This window comes from Terrabacter sp. AAH1, from assembly GCF_054456855.1.
The window spans coordinates 179258-188594 of record NZ_JBTJJV010000008.1; the positions used below are offsets into that span (position 1 = coordinate 179258).

Below are 9337 nucleotides of genomic sequence, written 5' to 3' on the forward strand. Positions count from 1 at the left end.
ATACTGGGCCGCATGGACGATGCCGTGACCATCCCGACCGAGGCCGGCGAGATGCCCGCCCACCTGTTCCTGCCGCCGTCGGGTCGAGGTCCCGGCATCGTCGTGCTGCAGGAGATCTTCGGGGTGAGCGGCTACGTGCAGCGGCGGGCGGCACAGCTGGCCGAGCTCGGCTACGTCGTCGTGGCGCCAGAGATCTTCTGGCGCCTCGGCGTGACGTCGCCGATCGAGGGCGAGAACGCCCTGCAGGAGGGCGTGGCTCTCGTCGGGAGGCTCGACTGGCAGGCCGCCGTCACCGACGCCACCGCGACGGTCGAGTGGCTGCGGGCCAGCGATGAGGTCGCCGGTGGCGTCGGTGTCGTCGGCTTCTGCTTCGGCGGCGGGCTCGGCTTCAACGTCGCGGCCCACCTCGAGGCCGAGGGCTCGGCGCCGCTGGACGCGCTCGTCAGCTACTACGGCTCCGCGCTGCCGGGCCTGCACGACACCATGACGGTCACCGCACCGAGCCTGCACCACTTCGGCCTCGCCGACTCGTACATCGACGCCGACACCGTGCGCCGCATCGAGGCGTCGGTGACCCAGCAGCCCGACACGGTGGTGGAGACGTATCCCGGCGCCGACCACGCGTTCGACAACGACGACATGCCTTGGCACGACGCCGGCGCCTCGGCCCTGGCGTGGGCACGCACCGAGGACTTCGTGCGCCAGCACCTGCCCGTCGCCTGAGCCGACGCTCACCGTCCCCACCGCGCCCCGAACGGGTATGGCTCACAAGGCGTCCTGAACGGGCGTCCTGCATGCGCTTGGTCGCGCGCGAGGAGGAACGGTGAGCGCACTAGACGAGGGGTCCTTGGCCCGCGCGCTCGAGGGACGCATCGCCGAGGCCACCCCCGGTGGAGCGCGCCGCTACGCGTTCGGCGTCGCGCGTCTCGCCTGCTCCACCTCCGGGCTAAAGGACGCCCGCACGCTCGAGGTCGCCCTGGGCGGGCTCGAGCGATACCCCGAGATCGACGATCTCGCGCACCTGTGGGACCTCGAGCGCCGTCTCAACGCCGCGTGCGCCGTGCAGCTCGGGGGCGACCCGAGCCACTTCAGCCAGGACGAGCTGTTGCTCCACCCGGCGTGCCAGGAGGCACGTGCGGTGTCGGTCGTCATCGCGGCGCTGCTGCCCGACGCCTTCGTCGCCGCGCGCCGCGCCACCCGCGAGGCGCGGGCCGCTGGCTGCCGCCAGGCCGACCTCGACTCAACCGCCGCAGACCTGCTCTGACCCGTCGGGAACTGAGCACTCGACGTAAACCCAGCCCGTTGGGAACTGAGCACTCGACGTAAACCCAGCCCGTCGAGAACTGAGCACTCGACGTAGGGCAATTCCCGTCGAGTGCCCACTTTCGTACGCCTCGGGCTGGCCTCAGCGGGGCAGGGCCGCGGGGAGGTCTGCGGGGTCGGCCTCCGGCCACTGCTGCGGGTGGGCACCGAGTTCGTGGAGCTCGGCCACCTGCTCGCGACACCACGTCGACACCGTGCGGCGGCCCGCCAGCACGTCGGCGGCGAACTCGCGCCACGGGAGCCACTGCGCCACCGCGACCTCGGCGGCGTCGGGCTGCGGCGCCGGCGCCGTGCCGGCGACCCGACCGACGAGCACCGGGCACAGCTCGAGCTCGACGACCCCGTCCTGCTCGGCACGGTAGGAGAAGCGTGGCAGCACGAGGCGGAGCGCACCGACGGTGAGGCCGAGCTCGTCGGCCACGCGACGGCACACGGCGTCGTGCAGGTGCTCGCCGGGCGCGGGGTGGCCGCAGGCGGAGTTGGTCCACACGCCCGGGAAGGTGGTCTTGTCGAGCGCGCGCTGCGTGAGCAGGAACGACCCCTCGTCGTCGAAGAGGTAGACCGAGAAGGCGAGGTGCAGCGGGGTGTCGGCGTGGTGGACGCTCGACTTGGGCGCCGTGCCGACGGCCTCACCCTCGGGCGACACGAGCACGACGAGCTCCTCGCCCGGGTCCTCGCCCGGGTCCCCGAGCGTGTCGTCGTGCGTGTCGTCGTACGCGTCGTCGTGCGGGGCATCGCGGTGCTCTCGGGCGGTCACCGGTTCGGCCTCGCCAGCTCGTTGACGGCTCCCCGGAAGACCGGCGACAGCGCGGCAGCGGCGGGCACGAGCAGGCGCCGTCCCCACGTCGGACGGGTCACCTGCACGAGGGTGTGCGTGAGCAGCGCGTAGCGCCGGGTCGCGGCCCGCCAGGCCCGTTCGTACGCGTCGGGCTCGCCGGCCCTGATCGCCGAGACGGCTGCGCGCGCGTGGGCCAGGCCGAGCGAGATCCCCTCACCGGTCAGCGCGTCGACGTAGCCGCTCGCGTCGCCAGCCAGCAGGACGCGCCCGGCGACCCGTCGGCTCGTGCGCTGCCGGAGGGGTCCCGCGCCACGGACCGACGTCACCACGGGTGCGTCGCCGAGGCGCTCACGCAGGTGCGGGAAGTCGGCGAGGCTGTCGGTGAGGGGGCCGCGCTGCCGGCTGAGCACGGCCACGCCGACGAGGTCGTCGGCGACGGGGGTCACGTACGCCTCGGCGTGCCGGCTCCAGTGCACCTCGACGTGGTCGCCCCACGGGCGCATGCCGTAGTGCTGGCGCAGGCCGTAGCGGCCGGGCCGGCGCCGGCCGGGCTCGGGGTCGCTGGTGCGCCGCTGGTCGCGGTCGAGGCCCAGGGCGCGACGCGTGGGCGAGTGCAGCCCGTCGGCGGCGATGACCCAGGTGGCCGACAGGGTGGGGCCGGTGCCGCTGGAGTCCTCCGTGGGCACGCGGACGCCGCGCTCGTCCTGGGTTACGCCGGTGGCCGAGAGCGGCAGCACCTCGACGCCGGCCTCGTCGACGGCACGGCGCACGGCGTCGTGCAGCACGGTGCGCCGCACGCCTCGGCCGAGGCCGCCGCTGAAGTCGGCCTCGGCGACCCTGCCCCGGGCGAGGTAGCGGATGCCGCGGAGGTCGTGCCCCGGCGGGTCGACGCCGAGGTCGGCGAGCGCCTGCAGCCCGCCCGGCATGAGGCCCTCTCCGCACGCCTTGTCGATGGTGCCGACGCGAGGCTCGAGCACGACGGGGGTCAGGCCGGCCCGCGCGGCATACGCTGCGGCGGCGAGACCGACGGGACCGCCGCCGATGACGACGACGTCGACGTGGCGGTCTGCCCGGGTGTTCGGGGACTGCTCGCTGGTCATGCGAGCGCCTCTGCGGGAGTGGCGATCTCGCGCAGAGCCGCGTTCTCGACGCGGACCCGGACCGTCAGCAGCACGGCGTTGGCGACGGTGAAGACGACCGCCGTGACCCAGGCGGTGTGCACGAGCGGCAGCGCGAGGCCCTCGACCACGACGGCCACGTAGTTCGGGTGCGGGAACAGTCGGTAGGGACCGCCGCGCACGAGGGACAGGCCGGGCACGACGATGACCCGGGTGTTCCACTGGTTGCCGAGGGTGCGGATGCACCACCAGCGCAGCGCCTGGCTGGCGACGGCGAGGGCGAGCATCGCCCACCCGAGGGCCGGCACGAACGGCCGACCGGCCGCCCACACCTCGGCGACGGCGCCGACGAGCAGACCGGTGTGCAGCACCACCATGACGGGATAGTGCGACTGGCCGCGTTCGACACCGCCGCGCGAGAAGGCCCATGCCGCATTGCGTTTCGACACGACGAGTTCGGCAAGGCGCTCGAGCCCCACGAGGAGCACGAGGCCGGTGAAGAGCCACGGTGAGGTCATCGAGGCGCCTCAGTCGGCTGCCCGCAGGAGCACGAGCTCGAGGCAGAACCCGGGGCCCATCGCCATGAGCACTCCCCACGACCCCGGCTCGGGCGTGTGGTCGGCGAGGGTGTCGGCGAGCACGTGCAGCACGGAGGCGGAGCTGAGGTTGCCGATGCGGTCGAGGGAGCGCCACGTGACACCGAGGGCCTCACGGTCGACCTCGAGGGCCTCCTGCATGGCGTCGAGCACCTTGGGGCCGCCCGGGTGCGCGACCCACCAGCCGATGTCGGCCCGGGTCAGCCCCTGGTCGGCGAGGAAGCGGTCGACGTCGTCGCGCACGTTCGCGCGCACGAGGTCGGGCACCTCGGCGCCGAGGACGATGCGCAGGCCGGTCGCGCCGACGTCCCAGCCCATCGCGCGCTCGGTGTCGGGGTAGAGCCGGCTGCGGGTGGCGACGACGCGGGGCTGGTCGGCGGCCAGGGCTGGGGCCCGGTTCGCGCCGACCATCACGACTGCAGCGGCGCCGTCGCCGAAGAGGCCGCTCGCCACGAGGTTGGCCGTCGAGGTGTCCTCGCGCTGCACGGTGAGGCTGCACAGCTCGACCGAGAGGAGCACGGCGACGTCGTCCGGGTGCCCGACGAGGTGGTCGTGGACGCGCGCGACGCCGGCGGCACCGGCCACGCAGCCGAGGCCGACGAGCGGAACCCGCTTCACGTCGTCGCGCAGGCCGATCTCGGCGGCGACCCGCGCCTCGATGGACGGCACGGCGAGACCGGTGATCGTCGTCGAGACGATGAGGTCGACGTCGCGCGGCGTGAGCCCGGCGGCCGCCAGCGCCTTGGTGACGGCGTGGGACCCGAGGTCGGTGGCGACGCGGATGAACTCGTCGTTGGCCTCGCCGAAGTCGGCCAGCCGCCAGTAGCGCTCGAGCGGCAGCGCCAGGTGCCGCTGGCTGACGCCGGCGTTGGCGTGGAACCGTTCGAGGACGAGGCGGTCGGTGCCGGTCGAGCCGAGCACGTCGGCGAAGGCCGCGGTGATCTCGGCCTGGGCGTAGGTGTGGTCGGGCAGGACTCCTCGGACAGCCGCAAGGTGGCTCACGTCGCCAGCCTAGGCTGCGGCGCGCCCACCCGTGCCGCCGACTACACCTAGGCTCACGTCGTGGCCGGATCCCGGGTGGTGCGAGGGCTGGTGCTCGCCTGCCACCCGGGCCCCACGCTCGCGGTGACGGTGCTGACGGCCCTGCTCGCGTGGTCGGCCGGCCAGGCGCCCGGACGGGCGCTGCTCGGGACGAGTGCCGTGCTCACCGGGCAGCTGTCCATCGGCTGGTCGAACGACCTCGTCGACGCCGCCCGCGACCGCGCCGTCGGCCGCGCCGACAAGCCGCTGGCCAGCGGCGCCGTGTCCGAGCGGGTCACGCGCATCGCGTGCGGGGCCGCGCTCGTCGCCTGCGTCGGGCTGTCGCTCGCGTGCGGGCTCGCGTCGGGGCTCGTGCACCTCGTGCTCGGGGTGGCGTCGGGCTGGGCCTACAACCTCTGGTTCAAGCGCACCGTGCTCTCCCCGCTGCCGTATGCCGTCGCGTTCGGCGCGCTCCCCGCGGTCGTGACGCTCGCCCTGCCCGATCCCGCGCTGCCGCCCGCCTGGGTGGTCGGCACGGGCGCGCTGCTCGGTGTCGGCGCGCACCTGCTCAACGCCCTGCCCGACCTCGCGGACGACGAGGCGACCGGGGTGCGGGCGCTGCCCCACGTGCTCGGCGCGGTGGTCGTGCGCCGGGTGGCACCCGCGGTGCTGCTGCTCGGGACGGTCGTGGCGGCATACGGCCCGGGCATCGACCCGGCGGGCTGGCTGCTGCTGGGCGTGTGCGTCGCGCTGGCCGGCGTCGCGGTGCTCGCCCGCGGGCGGGTGCCGTTCGTCGCGGCGGTGCTCATCGCCCTCGCGAACGTCGTGGCGCTCGTCGCGCGCAGCTGACGCCCCGGCGGAAAGGTCGCGTGCGACGGGCGAGGGTGCCGCGTCAGGACGTCGGCAGGATGCGCAGGACGACGCGGTTGCTGTTGCCCCGCCGCAGCACCCACTCGATGGCCATGAAGATGCGGAACTCGGTGCCGTACTTGCGCAGCAGCCGCCGGTTCACGGCCTCGGACGCCGCGCTGTCGCGGATGATCTCGGTCGTGCCCTCGACGACCGGCGAGCCCGGCTCGACGTTGCCGCGGCGGTCACACGGCTGCAGCGTGACGTGCGGGTTGTTCCGGATCCGCTTGAGCTTGCCGGCGCCCTCGGGCGTGCTGACGATGGCAGCCCCCGCGTCTGGCAGCACCCAGACCGGGGTGGCGACCGGCTCGCCGGAGCGGCGATAGGTCGTCAGCAGCACGAAGCGTTCGCCGCCGAGGTTGTGGAGCGTGGGGGCCTGCGTCATGGGAGGGTCGTACCCGATCGGCCGACCGCACCGCACATGCGCTCCCGACGCTGGGTTCCTGCTCCGCCCAGAGGAGCAGGAACCGACTGCTCCGCCCGAGCGTGTGCTCAGCCGGGGTGTCTGCGCGCGTGGCTACGATCGGCGAGTGAGCGCCAAGCCCGCCGTCGTCGAAGCGCCGAGTCCGGTCGACCCTGCCGGGGTGCGGGAGGTGCGCGTCTCGAGCCCCGACCGCGTGCTGTGGCCCGCCGAGGGCATGGCCGACGGCAAGCCCGTCACCAAGCTCGACATGGCGCACTACCTCGTCTCCGTCGCCGAGCCCATGCTGCGCGCCCTCGGTGACCGGCCGGTGACGCTGCAGCGCTTCCCCGAGGGCATCGAGGGCGAGGAGTTCTTCTCCAAGAACCCACCGAAGGGCGTGCCGGAGTGGGTGCGCACGGTGATGTGCACCTATCCGTCGGGGCGCAAGCACCCGCAGCTGGTCATCGACGAGATCGCCAGCGCCGTGTGGGCCGCGCAGATGAACACCATCACCTTCCACCCGTGGCCGGTCCGCGCCGCGAACGTCGACAACCCCGACGAGCTGCGCATCGACCTCGACCCACAGCCCGGCCGTGGGTTCGCCGACGCGGTCGAGGCGGCATACGCCCTCAGGGAGGTGATGGCCGAGATCGGCCTCACCGCGTGGGCGAAGACGTCGGGCAACCGCGGCGTCCACGTCTACGCGCGCGTCGCGCCGACGCACGAGTTCCTCGACGTGCGCCACGGTGTCATCGGCATCGCGCGCGAGCTCGAGCGACGGCTGCCCGACCTCGTCACGACGTCGTGGTGGAAGGAGGAGCGCGGCGAGCGCGTCTTCGTCGACTTCAACCAGGCCTGCCGCGACCGCACCATCGCGTCGGCCTACTCGCCCCGCCCGCTGCCGGGCGCGCCGGTGTCGACCCCGGTCACCTGGGACGAGCTGCGCGACCTCGACCCGAAGACGCTCACGGTGCGCACCGTGCCCGAGCTGGTCGCCGGACGTGGCGACGCGTGGGCAGGCATCGGCGATGCCGTAGGCGACGTGGCCGCCGCGATCGCGCTGTGGGACAAGGACGTCGAGGAGCGCGGGCTCGGTGAGCTGAACTTCCCGCCCGACTACCCGAAGATGCCGGGCGAGCCCCCACGCGTGCAGCCGAGCAAGCGCCGGCAGGACAAGTCGGACGCCGAGTACATGGCCCCCAAGGCCGAGCGCGACGCAGAGCTGCGTGACGTGTGGGGCCCGGTGGTGCCACCCGTGCCGCCGATGCTCGCCAAGCCGGTGAAGGACTTCTCGACAGTCAAGGCCGAGGTGCTCTACGAGCCGAAGTGGGACGGGTTCCGCTCGATCATCTTCCGCTCCGGCGACCTCGTCGAGATCGGCTCGCGCAACGAGAAGCCGATGACCCGCTACTTCCCCGACGTCGTCGAGGCCGTGCTCGCGAACTTCCCCGAGAAGGCGGTCATCGACGGCGAGATCATCCTCGTGTCGCCCGAGTCCGGCGACCGTCTCGACTTCGACCTGCTCCAGCAGCGCATCCACCCGGCCGCCTCACGGGTCAAGAAGCTGGCCGCCGAGACGCCGGCGTCGTTCGTCGCCTTCGACCTCCTCTCGCTCGACGGCGTCTCCTACATGGACAAGCCCTTCTCCGAGCGCCGCGCCGCCCTGGAGAAGGCTCTCGCCACGGCGCAGGCCCCGATCCACCTCACCGCAGCCACGGCCGACCAGGACGAGGCGAAGGGCTGGTTCACCCAGTTCGAGGGCGCCGGGCTCGACGGCGTCATCGCCAAGCCCGTCGACGTGCACTACGAGCCCGACAAACGGCTCATGTTCAAGATCAAGCACGAGCGCACCGCCGACTGCGTCGTCGCCGGCTACCGCGTGCACAAGAGCGGGCCCGACGCCATCGGCTCGCTGCTGCTCGGCCTCTACGACGCCGACGGCCAGCTCGCGTCGGTGGGCGTCATCGGCGCCTTCCCGATGGCGCGCCGCAAGGAGCTCTTCGAGGAGCTCCAGCCCCTCGTCGCCGAGTGGGACGAGCACCCGTGGAACTGGGCCCAGCCGCAGGACGGCGTGCGCAACCCGCGCTCGTCCGAGTACTCCCGCTGGAACAACCAGAAGGACCTCTCCTTCACCCCGCTGCGGCCCGAGCGCGTCGTCGAGGTGCGCTACGACCACATGGAGGGCACGCGCTTCCGCCACACCGCCCAGTTCGTGCGGTGGCGCGACGACCGCACGCCCGAGTCGTGCACCTTCGACCAGCTCGACGAGCCGGTCGGTTACGACCTCGCCGATGTCCTCTCCGCCGGGGACTGACAGCCGGCGCGAGGGTCCGAGGCTGGGAGCGGGGGTGTGCCGCCGGAGCTCGCGATCCGACGGCACATCCCCCTGAGTCCGGCGCCGAATGGCGGCTTGGACGTTCCCGTCCCGACCGATGGGAGCGGACGGCTCCGGACGCAACGAGTGTGCGGCGGCTCCGGGTGCCGACGCCGAGGCATCCGCGAAACCTTGGCGAGGTCTTTAACTTGGTGCCGGACAGATCCGACATGTCAGGCAGCGAAGGCGTTCCCGTGTCAGGGTGGAGGCATGACCGAGGACGTCGCGACGGCCAGTTCGGTGGAGCGACAGCTGGCCCAGGTCAACGTCTCGGTCGCGAAGGCACGGCTCGACGACCCGACGATGCGCGGCTTCGTGTACGCGTTCGACCGGGTCGCGCGCCTCGCTGCGGTCGCGCCGGGTTTCGTGTGGCACTGGCGTCCCGAGAGCGACGAGCTGCTGCGTGACGGCGACGACCTGCTCGTCGTCAACCTGTCCGTCTGGACCGACTACGCGAGCCTGCACGACTTCGTCTACCGCAGCGAGCACGGCCCGCTCGTCATGCGCGGTGGCAAGTGGTTCCGTGCGTCGCCGCAGCCGTCGACCGCGCTCTGGTGGGTCGCCCCCGGCACCCGGCCCGGCGTCGAGGACGGCCTTGCCAGGCTGCGCCACCTGCGGGTGCACGGGCCCACGGCGCAGGCGTTCTCGCTGCTGCACCAGTTCGACGCGGCGGGGCGACCGGTGCGCTCCCGCGGCTGAGCCTCACTGGTGGACCGTGGGGTGTGACAAGGGCAGAGTTCTTGTCGCACTACCGGTGTCGTCGAGTCACTGCCGGGCTGAGCGAGCCGCCCTGCTTTCGGGGACGGCCTGACTGAG

The 9337-nt window shown here is 73.0% G+C and carries 10 protein-coding genes; 5 read left to right on the forward strand and 5 right to left on the reverse strand.

The annotated features are described in order from the left end of the window. The first annotated feature begins 12 nt into the window (after nucleotides 1-12). Both ACXR8F_RS14120 and ACXR8F_RS14125 read left to right on the forward strand, forming a co-directional pair. Nucleotides 13-723 (forward strand): dienelactone hydrolase family protein, encoded by a 711-nt coding sequence (locus tag ACXR8F_RS14120; protein WP_045192736.1) that lies wholly within the window; start codon nucleotides 13-15, stop codon nucleotides 721-723. Nucleotides 724-823: 100 nt separating this feature from the next. Beyond that, nucleotides 824-1264: a hypothetical protein gene (locus ACXR8F_RS14125; RefSeq protein WP_458801362.1), complete on the forward strand. Its 441-nt coding sequence runs from the start codon at nucleotides 824-826 to the stop codon at nucleotides 1262-1264. Nucleotides 1265-1405: 141 nt separating this feature from the next. Here ACXR8F_RS14125 and idi read toward each other — a convergent pair whose 3' ends face one another. From idi to ACXR8F_RS14145, 4 genes are read right to left on the reverse strand one after another with little or no spacing between them, the layout of a single operon-like run. Beyond that, nucleotides 1406-2080 carry an isopentenyl-diphosphate Delta-isomerase gene (gene idi / locus ACXR8F_RS14130; RefSeq protein WP_458801363.1) on the reverse strand — a complete coding sequence of 225 codons (675 nt, stop codon included), beginning with the start codon at nucleotides 2078-2080 and terminating at the stop codon, nucleotides 1406-1408. After that, on the reverse strand, nucleotides 2077-3201 hold the full coding sequence (locus tag ACXR8F_RS14135) for an NAD(P)/FAD-dependent oxidoreductase (protein ID WP_458801365.1): 1125 nt from the start codon (nucleotides 3199-3201) through the stop codon (nucleotides 2077-2079). Before ACXR8F_RS14135 ends, idi begins: the two co-directional genes overlap by 4 nt. Next, complete coding sequence (locus tag ACXR8F_RS14140; protein WP_458801367.1) at nucleotides 3198-3737, reverse strand: isoprenylcysteine carboxyl methyltransferase family protein; 540 nt, start codon at nucleotides 3735-3737, stop codon at nucleotides 3198-3200. Before ACXR8F_RS14140 ends, ACXR8F_RS14135 begins: the two co-directional genes overlap by 4 nt. Nucleotides 3738-3746: 9 nt before the next feature. After that, on the reverse strand, nucleotides 3747-4817 hold the full coding sequence (locus ACXR8F_RS14145) for a type III polyketide synthase (protein ID WP_458801369.1): 1071 nt from the start codon (nucleotides 4815-4817) through the stop codon (nucleotides 3747-3749). 60 nt (nucleotides 4818-4877) lie between these two features. Between ACXR8F_RS14145 and ACXR8F_RS14150 the strand changes: the two genes are divergently transcribed. Continuing rightward, the gene (locus ACXR8F_RS14150; protein WP_458801371.1) at nucleotides 4878-5684 is read left to right on the forward strand and encodes a UbiA family prenyltransferase; all 807 of its coding nucleotides are present in this window, start codon (nucleotides 4878-4880) and stop codon (nucleotides 5682-5684) included. Between the two features lie 43 nt (nucleotides 5685-5727). On the opposite strand, the gene ACXR8F_RS14155 is transcribed toward ACXR8F_RS14150, so the two are convergent. Continuing rightward, nucleotides 5728-6129, reverse strand: a complete 402-nt coding sequence (locus tag ACXR8F_RS14155; protein WP_458801373.1) for a PPOX class F420-dependent oxidoreductase — start codon at nucleotides 6127-6129, stop codon at nucleotides 5728-5730. Nucleotides 6130-6274: 145 nt separating this feature from the next. On the opposite strand from ACXR8F_RS14155, the gene ACXR8F_RS14160 reads away from it, so the two are divergent. Further along, complete coding sequence (locus tag ACXR8F_RS14160) at nucleotides 6275-8461, forward strand: ATP-dependent DNA ligase (protein ID WP_458801375.1); 2187 nt, start codon at nucleotides 6275-6277, stop codon at nucleotides 8459-8461. A gap of 270 nt (nucleotides 8462-8731) precedes the next feature. Then, nucleotides 8732-9220: a DUF3291 domain-containing protein gene (locus ACXR8F_RS14165; protein ID WP_458801377.1), complete on the forward strand. Its 489-nt coding sequence runs from the start codon at nucleotides 8732-8734 to the stop codon at nucleotides 9218-9220. Nucleotides 9221-9337 lie beyond the last annotated feature (117 nt).

Coding starts and splice junctions, on each gene's coding strand:
- ACXR8F_RS14120 (WP_045192736.1), top strand. CDS start 13: ATGGACGATGCCGTGACCATCCCGACCGAGGCCGGCGAGATGCCCGCC.
- ACXR8F_RS14135 (WP_458801365.1), bottom strand. CDS start 3,201: ATGACCAGCGAGCAGTCCCCGAACACCCGGGCAGACCGCCACGTCGAC.
- ACXR8F_RS14140 (WP_458801367.1), bottom strand. CDS start 3,737: ATGACCTCACCGTGGCTCTTCACCGGCCTCGTGCTCCTCGTGGGGCTC.
- ACXR8F_RS14155 (WP_458801373.1), bottom strand. CDS start 6,129: ATGACGCAGGCCCCCACGCTCCACAACCTCGGCGGCGAACGCTTCGTG.
- ACXR8F_RS14165 (WP_458801377.1), top strand. CDS start 8,732: ATGACCGAGGACGTCGCGACGGCCAGTTCGGTGGAGCGACAGCTGGCC.